Annotated in this window: 15 protein-coding genes; 10 read left to right on the top strand and 5 right to left on the bottom strand. The window is 59.8% G+C overall.

The window, feature by feature from the left end; translation table 11 throughout:
- Position 1: 1 nt before the first annotated feature.
- Genes VSX77_RS12115 through VSX77_RS12125 form a run of 3 tightly spaced genes read right to left on the bottom strand, consistent with a single transcriptional unit; the run spans position 2 to position 2,323 of the window.
- Positions 2 to 499, bottom strand: a complete 498-nt coding sequence (locus VSX77_RS12115; RefSeq protein WP_338424861.1) for a hypothetical protein — start codon at positions 497 to 499, stop codon at positions 2 to 4.
- A 52-nt stretch (positions 500 to 551) separates the two neighbouring features.
- Positions 552 to 1,463 carry a hypothetical protein gene (locus tag VSX77_RS12120; protein WP_338424862.1) on the bottom strand — a complete coding sequence of 304 codons (912 nt, stop codon included), beginning with the start codon at positions 1,461 to 1,463 and terminating at the stop codon, positions 552 to 554.
- Positions 1,463 to 2,323 (bottom strand): hypothetical protein, encoded by an 861-nt coding sequence (locus VSX77_RS12125; RefSeq protein WP_338424863.1) that lies wholly within the window; start codon positions 2,321 to 2,323, stop codon positions 1,463 to 1,465. The genes VSX77_RS12120 and VSX77_RS12125 overlap by 1 nt, the downstream gene beginning before the upstream one ends.
- A 523-nt stretch (positions 2,324 to 2,846) precedes the next feature.
- Between VSX77_RS12125 and VSX77_RS12130 the strand changes: the two genes are divergently transcribed.
- Positions 2,847 to 3,203 (top strand): hypothetical protein, encoded by a 357-nt coding sequence (locus VSX77_RS12130; RefSeq protein ID WP_338424864.1) that lies wholly within the window; start codon positions 2,847 to 2,849, stop codon positions 3,201 to 3,203.
- 314 nt (positions 3,204 to 3,517) lie between these two features.
- Here the strand turns inward: VSX77_RS12130 and VSX77_RS16455 are convergent, their stop codons facing one another.
- On the bottom strand, positions 3,518 to 3,904 hold the full coding sequence (locus VSX77_RS16455; RefSeq protein ID WP_422397220.1) for a DUF3037 domain-containing protein: 387 nt from the start codon (positions 3,902 to 3,904) through the stop codon (positions 3,518 to 3,520).
- Complete coding sequence (locus tag VSX77_RS12135; protein WP_338424865.1) at positions 3,901 to 4,707, bottom strand: HipA family kinase; 807 nt, start codon at positions 4,705 to 4,707, stop codon at positions 3,901 to 3,903. Before VSX77_RS12135 ends, VSX77_RS16455 begins: the two co-directional genes overlap by 4 nt.
- Before the next feature lie 476 nt (positions 4,708 to 5,183).
- On the opposite strand from VSX77_RS12135, the gene VSX77_RS12140 reads away from it, so the two are divergent.
- The 9 genes from VSX77_RS12140 to VSX77_RS12180 all read left to right on the top strand — a co-directional run bounded on the left by VSX77_RS12140 (position 5,184) and on the right by VSX77_RS12180 (position 16,027).
- Positions 5,184 to 5,528, top strand: a complete 345-nt coding sequence (locus VSX77_RS12140; protein WP_338424866.1) for a hypothetical protein — start codon at positions 5,184 to 5,186, stop codon at positions 5,526 to 5,528.
- 332 nt (positions 5,529 to 5,860) lie between these two features.
- Entirely contained in the window at positions 5,861 to 6,289 is a 429-nt protein-coding gene (locus VSX77_RS12145) for a Zn-ribbon domain-containing OB-fold protein (protein ID WP_338424867.1), read from the top strand.
- A gap of 28 nt (positions 6,290 to 6,317) precedes the next feature.
- On the top strand, positions 6,318 to 7,469 hold the full coding sequence (locus tag VSX77_RS12150) for a thiolase family protein (protein WP_338424868.1): 1,152 nt from the start codon (positions 6,318 to 6,320) through the stop codon (positions 7,467 to 7,469).
- A gap of 71 nt (positions 7,470 to 7,540) precedes the next feature.
- Positions 7,541 to 7,870: a hypothetical protein gene (locus tag VSX77_RS12155; protein WP_338424869.1), complete on the top strand. Its 330-nt coding sequence runs from the start codon at positions 7,541 to 7,543 to the stop codon at positions 7,868 to 7,870.
- Positions 7,871 to 8,025: 155 nt separating this feature from the next.
- Positions 8,026 to 9,048 (top strand): fumarylacetoacetate hydrolase family protein, encoded by a 1,023-nt coding sequence (locus VSX77_RS12160; protein WP_338424870.1) that lies wholly within the window; start codon positions 8,026 to 8,028, stop codon positions 9,046 to 9,048.
- Position 9,049: 1 nt separating this feature from the next.
- Complete coding sequence (locus VSX77_RS12165) at positions 9,050 to 10,594, top strand: class I adenylate-forming enzyme family protein (protein WP_338424871.1); 1,545 nt, start codon at positions 9,050 to 9,052, stop codon at positions 10,592 to 10,594.
- Positions 10,536 to 13,073: a membrane-bound PQQ-dependent dehydrogenase, glucose/quinate/shikimate family gene (locus VSX77_RS12170; protein WP_338424872.1), complete on the top strand. Its 2,538-nt coding sequence runs from the start codon at positions 10,536 to 10,538 to the stop codon at positions 13,071 to 13,073. Before VSX77_RS12165 ends, VSX77_RS12170 begins: the two co-directional genes overlap by 59 nt.
- Complete coding sequence (locus tag VSX77_RS12175; RefSeq protein WP_338424873.1) at positions 13,070 to 14,344, top strand: MFS transporter; 1,275 nt, start codon at positions 13,070 to 13,072, stop codon at positions 14,342 to 14,344. Before VSX77_RS12170 ends, VSX77_RS12175 begins: the two co-directional genes overlap by 4 nt.
- Before the next feature lie 189 nt (positions 14,345 to 14,533).
- Positions 14,534 to 16,027, top strand: coding sequence for an FAD-linked oxidase C-terminal domain-containing protein (locus tag VSX77_RS12180; protein WP_338424874.1), 1,494 nt, complete (start codon positions 14,534 to 14,536; stop codon positions 16,025 to 16,027).

Here is a 16,027-nt window from a genome sequence, read left to right on the forward strand (position 1 = left end):
TCTATTCCGCCGAGGCGCTGAAATCGTGAACTAGTTGTGTACGCAAAGCGCTAACCGATTTAGCTAGATCGAGAATGTTCTCGACCAACGCATTCTGACTCTCCTCTGTCATTATGTCGGTTTCAAACCTGACTTCCGAGCCTTCTTTTACCCTGGCCGACTGCACAACTGGGCCATCGAATTTCAGGGCATCGAAAAGATACTGCGAGTGCGCAATACGATTTCTGGTCGATCGTTCGCGATGCAATCTATCGCGAGTTGATGCTGCGAGGTCGTCCCATTCGGGGCGGGATTGAGCGCGCACAAGTCTCTCATTTTTCAGCATCTCTTGGCTGAGGGCTTCTACCTTATGGAAATTCGACATTGCGGCGAGCCGCTTTTGACTGCCGGTCCAATTCTCATGCCCCCAAAGCATCAATAAGGCTTGATCGATTAGTCCCTCGATGAATTGGAAGGCGATAAAATACTTCCCGATTGTTATGAAGAGGCGGTCTTCCATCATATTCCTCAATGCCCGAATGTGACAAAGCTATCACAGGCGCGTGCGACTTTCAGGCCAGCAGCTCGCGCGTCAACATGTCCTCGCTCGGCAACGCGGAACGGGCAAGGCAGGCCGACAGGCACAGGATAAGCAAGTCCCATGCATCGACCCAATCGCGATGATTGAGCTTACCGCCATTACCATGCGCGGCTCGCGAACGCCGTCCATAGCTGCGCTTCGCTTCCTCATAGGTTTTGAGGCGATCGCTCCGCACTGGCGCGCAAAGCTGGCTCACCAGCAGACCGAGTCGAAACGACACTTCAGTCGAGACATTGGGGAACAGCGCCTCGATCCCTTGCCAGATATGTAGCAGCGATGAGGATAGGTCCGGAATGGCCGGCGCCGTCTGCAACGCGAGCCGGGCGGCCTTGAGCGGCTGATGCGCCGCTTCCAGTGCGGTCCAGCGCTCTGCGGCATCGACAGCATCGGCGAACGCCTCCGCCGTAACCGTTCGCTCCGCCCCCACCGTAATCGACTGGAATGTCGGCTCGTGCAGCCAGCCTTCGATTTTGCCGTCCGCCGACACGAACCCGCTCTGCAGTTCGGGCGGCAGCTTGGTGCGCATCGTCACGGAATCGCGATAGTTGATACCGCTGTAGTCGCGCAAAGTGTGCGTCATTCCGACCGGCATAACGAACGGCGACACCCATTTCAGGTACAGCATCACCTGCAGGACGCGAACGCGATCCTGTGCGTTTGCGAAATCCGACGCATCCTTGATCTCGATTTCGAGGTGGCACGCGTTCAGGAACACGTCGAGCAGATGCCAGGAAAATTGCAGTTTGTGCGACGCCCCGAGCGTCGCGAAATCGAAAGTGGACGTTTCCCATTCGCGCTGGCGCAGTACGGCCCGCGCCGTCTCGACGGTCCGTGGCAGATCCCCGGGAGAAAGCGCGAGGCACGGGAAGAAATAGCTCGGCATCAGTCGTGAACGCTGGCGATGCTAGGGGCCAGCGACACGCTGGCCGCTCGCTCATCCAGCTCCTTTGCGCTCGGCACCCGGCCAAGTTCCACGCATTTGCGTAGCAGGGTGAGCAGTACATCGCCCGCCAGTTCATATCCCTGTTGCAGAATTTCTGGTTTCGCGATGCTGCCATGTACGGCGCGCGAGCGCACGTCATAGCCTTTCTTGACGCGCTCGAAGTAAAGCGCCTTCTCCGCAGGGGTGCCGTCAAGCAAGATGGACGCGTGTAGTGCGATGCGCCGCCGCAGCTCGGAATCGACATCGAGCAGCCCCTCGATGCCCGACCAGAGCAGCATGATCTTGGCATCGTCGTCAAAAAGATAGTGCGCGTTACCGTAGCATCGCACAGCTTTCTGGAAACGGTTCTCATTGAGCAGGCCATGAAACGCATCGAAATGCACGGTGGCCCAGCTGAGGTCATTATCACCGGCAGGTGCGACGCTTGGTAAGCGATGGATCACGAGGTTGCGATTTGCGAGCGTGAATCGCGTGCCATGATTGGCTGCGCAATAGAGAGGCATCACCGGACGCCGACAAGCCAACGCAAGCAGATGGAAAATCCAGAGCGCGTTCCACGCCTTCTCTGGTAGGGTTTGGCCACCGTTATCGTCGATAATTCGCAGGGAAAAATCAGCGAGCGGTTCCATCGACATGACATTCAGCGTCTCGCGAAGTTCGCCAACTGTCCGGCTACCGAATGAGCTGTCGTTGGTTGGCGCTTGGCCCGACACGATTATGCCGGGCGCTATCTCACGCTCGGCCTCAATCGTAATGCCGTGCCCGACCAAATTTACGAAACCTGCAGTGCCGACGTCCATCCTTACCTTTCCGAAACAAGGGCGCGCGCAGCGATACGCAACCGAACAGCAACTGCGAGCGAGGGCGACGGGACCGAATGCCCTAATGATCCTCTCGCTCACTTCCTTCCGACAGGCAATATGGCCCGGCTTCTTTGGTCGGATGGGCCGACATGCCAAAGAATAGATGTTGCTTGGCGCGATGCCGCCGGCCGCCCACGTGACCAGACACGAAACCGACTAACCTGGAAACAAATAAGCCATCAATCGTCTGCGATGGAACGGCGCCCTGCTCTTTTCGCGTAGATTGCCAGTGAGCCCGTTGGCGTTTTCAGGTTGTCGCGGCTTGGTAAAAGCGAATGTCCGCTTACTCTGATTGCCGCCCAAAAGCCGCCTGTCTCAAATCGGCCAATCAAGTCCGGTCGGCGAATCAGCATTTCGATCTCTGGCGGCTAGCTTGGGAGGAGTGCGAATCTAGAGGTAATTGTCAGCGATCGCGAACTATGATCTTCCACAAGCTCGAAGACCACTGCGGGAGGGGGCTATGGTTTGGTTCAGATTATTTCTTGGGGCGTGCCTGCTGTCGATCCTCGTCTACACCGGCGTCACGATCCATGCGCACGGAAGGAATCTGCTGCCGATATTCTTCGGTGACATGGCTGCCATGGCTTGGCCTGGCCAGTTCAATTTTGACTTTTTCACTTTCCTTCTGCTTTCGGGGCTTTGGACCGCCTGGCGAAACGGCTTCACCCTTGGCGGCCTTGCGCTCGGGCTCATCGCAGTATTCGGCGGAATGCTATTTCTATCGATCTATCTGATTATTCTTAGCTATCGTCATAAGGAGAATATCAGCGAGATGATGCTGGGAGCCGAGCGCGTGCGCAGGCTAGCTGCGAGGTAACGTCCGCCTTCGCATGGAGCGGCTCCAATTGCGGACTGACCGCTACCGGCCAGAGTTGGCGGTTTCGGCCGTTGGCGGGACAACGCTTCCGATGGCCAAAAAAACAGGGGGGAAGCGGATGTCAATTAGACTTGTATAGAGCTGCCGATCTTCCCGTCTCCACCGCCGCGGCCAAATGGGGCGACCGTTCCGCCGCAAACGCGGCATGGCACAAGCAGCCGAACGACGGTGATCCTGCCCGATCTCACGTGTCTGGACGTCTCCGGTCCTCGCGTCAGACGACCCGCCCTGGTCAGCACGCTACAGCCTCGAGCCTAGAGGTAACGAAGCGACAGGCGGTCCATTTCTGCCTCCAGAGTGAGATATGTCCATGCCCCATGAACCTCGGAGCATTGAATAAGTGCACTTTTAGGTGCGACAAGCCACTGAAATCGGTTCCGCCATCGCAACTGTTGATCGGAGTCGGGCCAGGGGCCTTGGCAAATGGCACCGATGCGCGAGAGGTGTTGCTCAACCATCGCCCAGTCGACACCGGGCCAAAGGCCATGAAACCGAGTGAGATTCCGGCGCGGGCGAAACGCGAGATACTCCACATCGATCCCGGACATCAGTAGCCCGACGTTCACGAACTCCCCACGCTCCATTGAAGGGACGACGCGTACAGTCGCATATTCATACTCCAGAGCCTCTGCATCCATCATAGAGTCCTGTAGGCCGATCTGACATCGTCGCAAAAGGTCTGCGCGCGGAGCGACCGCTCCTGAAGATAGTTTGCGTACCACAGCCGCCAACTGTCGGCATCATGGTTCGCCTTCAGACTTTCCGGCATCCATTCTTCGGGCAAACCGGCCGTCACCTCCATACAAAGCTGCGCATCGATCCGGGCGCGACAAAAAGCATCTGCTTCGTCGAACTGCGTCGCTTCGCGTAGCAGAATGTGGTCCTTGACGAATTCCGCCCCGCGATCAACTTCGGCGCAGGCCTTATCCTTCCACCCATGATGGAAGAAGAATGCCGCGCCATGATCGATGAGCCAGATATCGCCGTGCCAGCTGAGCAAATTCGCATTACGCCATGTCCGATCCACATTGCTTGTGAACGCATCCAGCCACAATATTCGCGATGCGGATGTAGGGTCGATACGGTCGGCATGAGGATCGAACGTAGCGGCTCCCTCGAGATATTGCAGAGCGAAATTCGTTCCGACGCTTCGCTCGAGCAACTCTTTAATGTCGGGATCGCGTTCGGTCCTGCTCAACGCGCGGGGCACATCGATATGTGCGCAATGGGGGATGTTGAGATCGAGCGCGCGCGCAAGGCCGGCTACGATATGCTCGGCAACCAGCGCCGCGGCGCCTTGCGCAGCACCGCGAAATTTTGTGATCCAAACTGTTTGCGCGTCATCTTCAACGAGAGCAGGCAATGAGCCCCCCTCACGCATCGGTGCGATGTAGCGGGCGGCGCTGACCTGCCTCGCCGAATAATTCATTCCGTCCAGCGGCACTTTAAATTCCTATCATGTTTCTGCATGTCGCTAGCGCCGATACGCCAACCCCAAAATCCCTAGGATTCTTTCTCGAAATATCCGGCGAGGATTTGCTTTGCCTGGTCGCACCGGCGGTGGGCAGGGGTCCGACGCTCATTTTTAGAGGCGCACGGATGCGTGTCGAAACAGGCGCCAGGGAGCGTAGCTCCGCGCCGCCAATATCCGATCCGTTCCAGCATGCGAACGTTTTCAAGTGTGGCGGATCAACCGCGAGCACGACACATATGCGTTGCGCCGCCACACGTAGAAAGGCGCGGCCAGCATCTACGACTTGTCGTCAAGATGCTGTGGGCAGACTTTGGAGCCGGAAGGGGCGTCGAAGGGAGGCTGAGAATCGCGATTGGTCGAGCTTTCATCGGGAATAGGTGTTTTCAAATGGTGTAGTGTATGCAAATATATATTGGTATGTTTATATCTGTCAATTCGGAGTCATCATGAGCCGCAAAAGGGAGTTGAAACGCGCCTATCGTGAGCGCCAACGTCATCTCGGACTTGTTGAAATCAGCTGTGCGGAGTGCGGCAGGCTTTGGCTCGATCTCAGCATGACGCCGGAGACCTACAAAAACGGGCTTCTCTTCAAGCTGCAAGCTGGCCTTCATCCAAATCCCCGCATGAGCGCCTGCTTTGCGGCGCATCAAGACGCCTTGACGGTTGTAATCCGTGAGCAGTTACCATTTGAGGATAGCAGCCTGAGTGAAGTGCAGGCGATAATCGAGGATGAGCTGCGCCTGCGCGCGACACCCGGCACTGAAATTCTGGTGCGGCTACCTCGCTTTTAAACGCGGTTTCAGCCGGGTTGCCGGGCCTACTCGTTCGCAACGCACAACCCGCGGATCGCTTGTACTAATATCGCGGGGCGATTTGGCCCAGTCCAAACTCGGCGATTCCGACATGTTCTGATCAATCGGGGACGGCGGCGCCGATGGGGTGCCGCTCGGCCCGCACCGTAGGTGCCGCCACGATATCGGCAACATCACTTGACGTGAAATACAGATACTATAATGTATATGAAATCGATTCTGTATGAAAGTCGGATTGGGATGATGCTGGCCTGTTCCGGACGCCGCTACCTCTTCTGCGGCGGCAAAGCTAGCAAATGGGCAGCGGAGGGATGGATTTGAACGATGTAACGGTAAGCTCGACGGCACGTCCGATCGTCGGTTATCTCAAAGTATCGAAGGAGGGGGAACCCTATCTTTGCGGGACGCGCTGTGAGAGCTGCGGCGAGATATTTCTCGGGCCCCGTCGCGCTTGCGGCAGGTGCGGGGGGCAGGACTTCGCCGAAACGCGCCTTGCCCCTCGGGGCCGCCTCTACAATTACACTGTCGTTCATCGCAGCTTTCCTGGCGTGCCAACGCCGTTCGTCTCCGCGATCGTCGAACTTGACGGCGGCGGCGTGATCAAGGGCACGCTCGAAGGTGTCCCGCCCCGCCATGATGCGGTGCATTTCGATATGCCAGTTCGGCTGGTCTTCAAGGAAATCGCTGCCGCCGGAGCCGACGAGGAGCCGTTCCTCGGCTTTTCATTCCAGCCTCTCTGACACGGCCGACCAGCCAGAAGGAAGAATCATGACAGACGTATATGTCGTTGGAACGGATATGATCCGGTTCGGCCGCTTTCCAACCCGAACCGTGCCCGATCTCGGGGCCGAAGCAGCGCTTCTGGCGCTTGCCGATGCCGGGCTGGGTATCAAGTCGGTGCAGGCGGTCTATTGCGGCAGTTTCGGCGAAGCCGGGTCAATGATCGGCCAGCGCGTGCTTCGAGAAATTGGCCAAATCGCAGTGCCTGTCGTGAATTGCTCCAATGCCTGCGCGACAGGAGCTACGGCGTTTCGCGAAGCGTGGATGGCGATCAAAGCCGGTGCGTATGATATCGTGCTTGCGCTCGGGGTCGAGCAGATGGGCAAAGGCATGCTGGTCTCACCGGGAGCTGGCCCCATACCTACCGAAGGGCTCCTCGGCTCCGATACGCTCCCTTCGCTTTTTGCGCACGTCGGCATGGAGCATTCAAGAAAATACGGTACGACCTTCGAACAATTTGCGAAGGTGTCGGTCAAAAACCACCATCATTCGACGATGAATCCCAAGGCGATGTATCAGATCGAGACCCCGCTTGAGGATGTGATGGGCGCCGAGATGATTTCCTATCCGAACACAAAGCTCATGTGTTCGGTCAATGTCGACGGTTCGGCGGCCGCGGTGCTGTGTTCGGACAAGAAGGCGCGCGAGCTCGGACTGATGAATAGGGCCGTCCGTGTTCGCGCCTCCGCCCTGTCAAGCGATCCCTACGGTTCGCGCAACGCGGCTATGCCTGATTTTAATGCGGTAACCCGAATTGCCGCTGACAACGCCTATGACGGTGCAGGCCTGGGCCCCGAGGCGATCGATTTGGTCGAGCTTCACGACTGCTTCGCAACCGCAGAGATCGTCCATTACGAGAATCTGCGACTGTGCGGCGACGGGGAAGGGGGCCGTATGATCGATGAAGGCACCACAATGCTTGGAGGCCGGATTCCCGTCAATGTCTCGGGCGGACTCCTTTCAAAGGGGCACCCTCTGGGCGCCACCGGCATTGCTAACATCTGCGAGATCGCGGCGCATCTGCGCGGTGAAGCCGGACGACGTCAAGTCGAGGGTGCCCGCATCGGAATGACGCATGTCGCGGGGCACGTCGTCGACATGGGCTCGGCGTGCGCCGTGCACATCCTTGAGAAAGTCTGATTCATGCTCGCCGACGACATGTGCGACAATTTCCCCGGCGCAGACTGCAGTCTCGTATGAAACGGGTGGAAATGCGTCACTACACCGAGCTTCCGCAGTCGAACACTCCGCCCGCAGCGGGCGGCATCTCTTACCTTGCGTCCGACGTCCTCGGCATCGAGGCGTGCGCGATGACGGTGATGAAGTTGCCGGCCCATGCCGAGGCGTCCCCCCAAGCCTTGCAGTGTGACGGACTGATTCCCGAAGTGTTCGTGGTGGTCGGGGGAAGCGGCTACCTTGCGACCGACACCGAAAGGCTCCCGCTTCGCCAAGGTATGATCGCCCGGGTCTCGGGGTCCCCTTGCATCGTTCGCGCGGAGGCGGAAGGCATGACGCTCATTCTTCTCGCGCCGCGGCCTTAAGAGCCGCTACGCGAGCCGGGCCGCGTGAGGAACTGGAATTCAAATACAATACCGCATTGTAATCCAGATATGAATATGATTTAAGGGGCGGCACCGGTGGATGGGTGTTCGCCGAGGCCGTGGAAAGCGGACATCGTGCTCGAAGGAGATTCCCCTTGAAATTCGTCACTTATCTAGATGGTGAAGACGGCCCAAAGCTTGGCGCGCTGGTCGAAGGTCTCGGAAGCATCCTGGACCTTCAGAGCGCATACCGTCGAGTGACTGGCGACAGCTTGCCGGCCTTCGCCTCGCTCCAGGCTCTCATCGAGGCCGGCGAAGAGGGGCTTTCCGCGGCCCATGCGGCATTGCTCGATCCCGATGAAAGAGATTTGAGTCCTGCGGGTCGTCCGGGGCAGCTCCTGGCCCCGCTTCCACAGCCGCAGCAAATTCGAGACTGCCTCTGCTTTGAGGCCCATCTCATCGGCGCGGCCGACAGTGGTGCCAAGGCGCTTGGAATGAGCGAGGCCGAGGCGGAAGAGCGCAAGCAAGTGATGCTCGCGAACATGCGGGCCCGGCCTTACTGGTATAAAGCAAACCGCTTTTCGGTTTCGGGGCATGAAAGCATTGTGACGTGGCCCGGCGACTCCAACTTCTGGGACTATGAGCTGGAATTGGGTGCCGTCATTGGGAAACGGTGCCGGAGTGTTACGCCGGCCGAAGTTCCGGAGTATATCTTCGGCTTCACCATCTTCAACGACTTCACGGCGCGCGACCTTCAGGGTCCGGAGATGCAAATGGGCTTCGGGGTGTCGCGTTCGAAGGACTTCGACGGCGGCAACGGGTTGGGGCCATGCGTGGTGACCATTGATGAGTTTGATTTCCGGAACGCGCGCATGATCGCTCGCGTGAACGGCGAAGTGCGCTGCGACAATAACAGCAACACGATGACGACAAGTTTTGAGGAACTCATCTCCTATATATCGCAAGGCGAGACGATTCATCCCGGCGAAATCATCCTTTCGGGAACCGTCGGCGGCGGCTGCGGCATGGAATTCGGCAAGTTCCTCGCCTCCGGAGATGTTGTCGAACTCGAAGTCGCAGGCATAGGAACGCTGAAGCACACTGTGGTTGCCCGCCCGCCGAGCGGGCCGGAAGGGGGCAGTCTCGCGCAATTGAACAACGACGTCCGGGCAGTGTAACATGGACCTGCGGACGCAGCTTCGCCGGTCGGCCGGCTATTTCTCGGAAAGACTAGCGGTCGTTCATGATGATCGGCGCGTTACATTTCAGGAAGCTTGGTCCCGGGGGTTGCGCCTCGCAAATGCGCTGATCGCCATGGGGCTGCGGCCGGGTGATCGCATCGCGACCCTCGAGGACAATTCGATCGAAGCTGCAGATATCTTCCTCGCGGCCGCTGCCGGAAATTTCGTGCGGGTGCCGCTTTATGCGCGCAATCGCTACGAGACCCATCGGCACATGATGGCCAGCACCGAATGCAAATTAGCTCTTGTGAGCGAACGCTATCATGGGGAAGTCAGCGGCCTGGACGCTCAGCTTCCCTGTCTTGAACAGATTATCGTGCGTGGTCCGGATTATGAATCATGGTTGGCGGGATTTGGGGACGAAGATCCTGACCCACCCGTCTCTCCGGAAGATTATTGCGTGATCCGACATACGGGCGGGACGACGGGACTGCCGAAGGGCGTGGGCTATCGACATCGGACATGGCTATCTGCAGGGCGGGGCTTCTATCAATGCGCACCGCCTCTTCGGGTAGGCGACGGTGTCTTGCACATCGGCCCGTTGGCCCACGGCTCCGGCTATATGTTCTCGCCTGCGTGGGCCGCCGGCGCGCGCAACGTGATGATGAGCAGCTTTGAGCCAAAAGCGCTTCTCGACATACTTGAGGCGGAAGAGATCGCCTATGTATTTCTGGCTCCGACGATCCTGAGCGCAATTGTCAATTGCGCGAGCGTCAGGCATCGCTCCTTTCCGCATCTTAAGATGATCCTCAGCACCTCTGCGCCGGTGTCCGATCGCACGGCGCTGCTGGCGCGCGAACTGTTCGGACCTGACGTATTATATCAAGGCTATGGGCAAACCGAAGCGCTGCCGATCGCTATGATGGGGCCCGCCGACTGGTTTGGCGACATTCCAGGTTCCACGCCGATGCGCGCCTGCGGGCGGGTTTTGGACGATGTCGATATCGAAATCCGCGATGACGCGGGGCGACTGCAACCGCCGAATCAGCCTGGCGAAATCTGGGTCAGGATCGAGAACCGGCAGATGGAGGGCTTTTGGAACGATCCGGCCGAAAGTGCTCGCCGCCTGAGCAACGGTTGGGTGCGCACCGGTGACATCGGAAAAATAGATCAGAACGGGTTCCTGTATCTGCTTGATCGAAGCAACGATGTCATCATCTCCGGCGGCTTTAATATCTATCCTGCAGAGCTTGAGAATGTCATCGCGGAACATCCCCACGTCAGAGCCGTGGCGGTGGTGGGAGTCCCGCATGAGAAATGGGGCGAAACGCCCCTGGCGATCGTGGTCATAGACCCCGGCGCCCCCGTTGATGCAGCTGACATCGTTGCGCTGGTCTCGCAGCGCCTAGGATCGATGAAGAAGCCTTCGGAAGTCATTTTTAGAACGGAAGCTCTCCCGGTAAGCAACGTCGGCAAGGTTATGCGTGCGCAGCTTCGAAAACCTTTTTGGGAAGGCCGATCGCAACGCATTTCAGGATCCTGATGATGCCGTCGCCAGTCCATTCGCCAAAGTTCCGGTCGACGGCAAGGCCTTCGACGGCGACACGTGGCGTTCCAACCGTGAGGAACACATAATGCAGAAGGCAGCAAACTGGCTCTTTTCAAGCGTGCTTCTCCTTATGGGTTGCGGCTTGCTCGGGCTGGGCGCATGGTTGTTGGCCTTGGGCGGCTCCCCCTATTACGTCCTTGCGGGAGCCGCGATATTCGCTTCCGCGATCCTTGTCTTTCGCCGTAACCCTGCAGCTCTATGTGTCTACGGCGCCTTTCTCGTCGTGACGTTGCTTTGGGCGATTTGGGAAGCGGGATTGGACGGCTGGGCGCTCGCGCCCCGTCTCGCGATGCCCACGGTGCTTGGCCTTTGGATGCTTACCCCATGGTTGCGCCGCCATATCGGGCGCCCTTCCCATTTTACCGGGCAAAAACTGCTTTTCGGTTCCGTCGCGCTCTGCCTGGTAACGGGTGTCATATCGATATTTGCGCTTGATCGCATCGCGGAGCCCGCCGGCTTTGAAGCCGCGGTTGTCTCCCCCGGCTCGCCCGGGGCAGACTGGACGGCCTATGGAGGTGACAGCACTGGCCGGAAATATTCGGCGCTTGCGCAGATTACGCCGGCCAATGTCTCCAGCCTCAAAGAGGCATGGACATATCATGTGGGGCCAGCGCCCAAGGGGGTTGCCGCTCGGCTCGAGGTGACGCCCATCAAAATCGGTCCCCGCCTGTATCTTTGCACAGGCTATAATGACGTCGTTGCGCTTGAACCTGATACGGGCAGGGAGTTGTGGCGCTTCCGCGCGCAGCTCGATCCTCAGCGCGTTTATGGCGGCGTCTGTCGCGGCGTTACCTACCACCGCATCGAAGGCGTTGACGGTCCGTGCTCCGAGCGCATTTTCACGGCAACGATGGACGGGCGGCTCATCGCGCTCGACGCCACCACCGGCCAGCCTTGTCACGCATTCGGCAAAGGCGGCTCGGTCGATCTGTTGGTTGGCATGGGAAAAGTGTCGGGCGGCTATTACGCCGTTACCTCCCCTCCCCATGTAGCGGGCGGCCGCGTGGTCGTCGGAGGCCGCATTCTCGATGGCCAGCATGTTCGCGAACCACCCGGTGCAGTTCGCGCTTACGACGCGGTGACCGGAAAATTCTCCTGGGCCTTTGACCCGGGTCGACCCGATGAGCACGACATGCCGGCCCCTGGCGAAACCTATTCGCTGGGAACGCCGAACAGCTGGGGTCCTCTCAGCTCTGACGATGCTTTGGGACTGGTCTATATTCCGACCGGCAACGCTACCCCGGACTATTATGGCGGTCACCGTTCGGCGCTCGACGACAAATATTCGAGCGCAGTCATCGCGCTCGATGTGACGTCGGGGGCTGCACGGTGGGTGTTTCAAACGACGCATCACGACGTCTGGGACTATGACAATGGAGCACAGCCTACGCTGGTCGATCTGCCGACCGGAGAACCCGCTTTGCTTCAGGCCACGAAGCGCGGCGAAATCTTTCTACTCGACCGCCGGACTGGTAAGCCTCTCGCGGCAGTAACAGAGCGCCGCGCCCCGGGCGGCGCCGTCCCTGGGGAGCGCCTTGCGCCGACGCAGCCCTATTCGACGGGATTGCCTTCGCTCGCGGGCGCTCCGCCGACCGAAAAGCGGATGTGGGGTTTGACGCCTCTCGATCAGGCAGTTTGTCGTATCCGCTTTCGGCAGGCGCGGTTCGACGGGTCGTTGACCCCGGTTGGGGTCGACCGGCCAACCATCGTCTGGCCCGGATATCTTGGCGGTGTGAATTGGGGCGGAATCTCGGTCGATCCCGAACGGCAGATCATTATCATCAACACCAATCATGTCTCCAATTACAATCGGCTCATGACACGCGCCGAGGGCGACCGGCGCGGTCTCAAGCCTTTTGCCGTCGGGAGCAAGGCGCAGGCTCATGGTGCCGTTGCTCAGGCGGGGACGCCCTATGCCGCCGATGTAACAGCCTTTTTGTCGCCTTTGATGGTACCGTGCGAACAGCCGCCTTACGGTATGCTCACCGCAGTCGATCTCAGAACCAGGCGCATTCTGTGGTCGCGGCGGCCAGGAACCGCGCGCGACAGCGGTCCCTTTGGTATAGCGACGATGCTCCCAATTCCGCTCGGTACTCCCAATTTGGGCGGAACGATGACGACGCGGTCAGGGCTGGTCTTCATGGCCGCGACCCAGGAGAAATATTTGCGCGCCTATGATATCCGCACCGGCCGGGAGCTCTGGAAAGCGCGTTTGCCGGCGGGAGGGCATGCAGTTCCTGCGACCTATCGTTCCCAAACGAGCGGGCGGCAATTCGTCGTGATCGCGGCCGGAGGCCATCCTGGCATGATGTCGGGGGAGAGCGACGCGATCGTGGCCTATGCGCTCACGCGTCCGTCCCGTGGGCGTGAGCCTCGTGATCGCCAACGTGGCCAGGGGGAAAAAGGGCAATGACCGCCGGGTTCGACATTGTACAACCCGCGGCGGAACGGCTGCTGGCGCGCGCTGAGTGGCAGGGCGGCTGGCGAACCCTTGTTGCTGCGGGGTTCGGCGTCGGCGTGACCTATCCGTTGCTGCTGATGACGGCAGGCCTGTTTGTTCTCCCGATGGAGGCCGACCTGGGCTGGTCGCGGAGCGAGCTTAGCCTGGGTCCCATCGCTGCTCTCGTCGCCGGCGCTCTCAATCCCTTGGCCGGCTGGATCATTGCGCGCTTCGGCGCCCGCCGGACCGCGCTCGCCGGCGTTGCCCTGCTTGGCATCGCTTACCTCGCGCTCGCTCTCGCTCCGGGGGAGCGCGCCTATATTTACGGTTTCGTCGTTTTTGCCGCGGCATCTGGCACGCTCACGAACCCGATAGCCTATTCCCGCGGCGTGACCTCATGGTTCCGGCTGCGTCTCGGCACAGCCCTCGGGTTGATGATGAGCGGCGTGTCTTTAGCAGGGTTGGTGCTCATCTTGCCGATCTCATGGGTGATTGCCCACCATGGCTGGCGAGCTGGCTATGGGGCATTGAGCCTTATAGCGCTGAGCGCCGTTCCTATCCTGTTCTTGTGGTTCCGCGAGCGCCCGTCGGGCAGAAGCGCCAGCTCGGCGTCGCCGCTGCTTCTCTTGCCCGATATGGGCTTGCCGCCTGCCAAGGCGCTTCGGTCGCGCCAATTCTGGCTCTTGGTGGCGGCGCTCTGCTGTGCCGCATGGCCGGTGGGAGGCTTTCTCAGTCAGCTCGTTCCCATCCTCGCGAGCCGCGGCATCGGGCCGATGGAGGCCGCATGGCTGGCATCTTGCTTTGCCTTGGCGATCGGCGCCGGCCGCATCGGCGCGGGCTTCCTGCTGGATCGGCTGCCGCCTTCTTGGGTGACGGCAGCATTCCTCGGGTTGCCCGCGGTAGGCGCGCTTCTCCTGGGCAGACCCACGCTGACAGACGCCGGACTGTGGCTTCCCTTCCTCGCCGTCTGCCTCATCGGTTTTGCCCAAGGCGCCGAGGGAGACTTTGCTTCCTTCTACACCGTCCGTATGTTCGGTGTGCAAAGCTACCCCATTCTCTTCGGTATTCAGGCGGCCTTGATTTCGATCAGTCTGGCGGTCGGTGGCTGGTCGTTCGCTCATGTCTACGACCTCCAGCATGATTATCAGCTCGCTGCCCGAGCCGGCGCCGCAATGTTCCTTATGTCGGCCTTTCTCATTCTCTGTGTGAAGCTCCCCCGGCTCAGCCCCCAGCAGGGGCCCTAATCCAAGGGCCGGGGAGCCGCGGCCCGATCGAAGGCGCCAATCTGGCGATCGCCTGGCACCCCTCCGTCCCACCACTCGCACATCGCGGCGATGCAGCTGGGATGCAGACTGCGAAATACGCCGTTGCGGTGCGCGGCGAGGACCAAACCACCGCAGCGACCAGGTGCGGCAACATAACGGATTGAACTGATGACCCTTGTCATGCCCCGTCCGGACCCATTGACGCTAGCCCGTCGCTGCGAGATCGCAGCCGCTCTGCGCGCGATCGTGCCGGGGGATGGCGTTATTGACGACGGCGACGGCCTCCGACCCTATGAATCGGACGGTTTGACGGCTTACCGCCAACCCCCGCTTCTGGTCGTCTTGCCCGAGACGACCGCACAGGTTTCTTCCGTGCTGGCGTGGTGCCACCGTCATGACGTGAAGGTAGTTGCGCGGGGGGCGGGGACCTCCTTGTCGGGAGGAGCGCTTCCGCTCGCGGATGCCGTTTTGCTGGGTCTCTCAAAGCTGAACCGGATATTGGACATCGACTATGACGATCGCCTCGTTGTCGCGCAGCCCGGGGTGACCAATCTGGCGGTGACCGAGGCCGTCGAGGGCCGCGGCTTCTATTATGCTCCCGACCCGTCCAGCCAAATTGCCTGTTCGATCGGAGGCAATGTCGCCGAGAATTCTGGTGGCGTGCATTGTCTGAAATATGGCTTGACTACGAACAACCTACTCGGGTGCGAAATCGTGCTGGTCAGCGGCGAGGTGATCCGTATCGGAGGGCGCCAACTCGATCCGCCAGGCCTCGACCTGCTGGGAATTATCGTGGGATCCGAGGGCCTGCTCGGGGTCGTGACCGAAGTCACGGTGCGCATTCTTCCGAAGCCCGAAACGGCTCGCGCCTTGCTAATCGGCTTTGCCAGTATCGACGCTGCTGCTCAATGTGTCGCGGATACGATGGCGGCAGGAATCATTCCTGCCGGGATGGAGATGATGGACCGCCCCGCCATTCATGCCGCCGAAGCCTTCGTCAAAGCAGGCTATCCGTTGAATGTTGAAGCGCTGCTCATCGTCGAACTCGACGGGCCCTTGGTCGAATGCGACCATCTTGTCGAAATGGTTGAACGCATTGCGCGAAACGCCGGCGCAATCTCGCTGCGCGCTTCCGTCGACGAGTCCGAACGCATCGCGTTCTGGGCTGGGCGGAAGGCTGCATTTCCCGCCGTCGGCCGCCTCGCCCCCGACTATTACTGCATGGACGGGACTATTCCGCGGCGCCAACTGCCCTATGTGCTGGATCAGCTGAACATATTCTCCCAACATTATGAATTGCCTGTCGCCAACGTCTTCCATGCAGGCGACGGGAATCTTCATCCTCTCATCCTCTATGATGCCAACAAGCGCGGCGAACTCGAGAAAGCCGAAGCCTTTGGCGAGGATATTTTGCGGCTGTGCGTCCAGGTCGGTGGGGTGCTGACGGGTGAGCACGGGGTAGGCGTGGAGAAGCGCGACCTGATGCCTGAAATGTTTTCCGAGGCGGACTTGAACCAGCAGCAGCGCTTGAAATGCGCCTTCGATCCCAAATCACTTTTGAACCCGGGCAAGGTCTTCCCGAAGCTGCATCGCTGTGCCGAACTCGGCCGCATGCATGTGCATCACGGACAAACTAGCCATCCCGAACTCCCGCGCTTTTGA

Origin of the sequence: Sphingopyxis sp. TUF1 (assembly GCF_036687315.1) — a bacterium.
Taxonomy (GTDB): Bacteria; Pseudomonadota; Alphaproteobacteria; order Sphingomonadales; family Sphingomonadaceae; genus Sphingopyxis; species Sphingopyxis kveilinensis.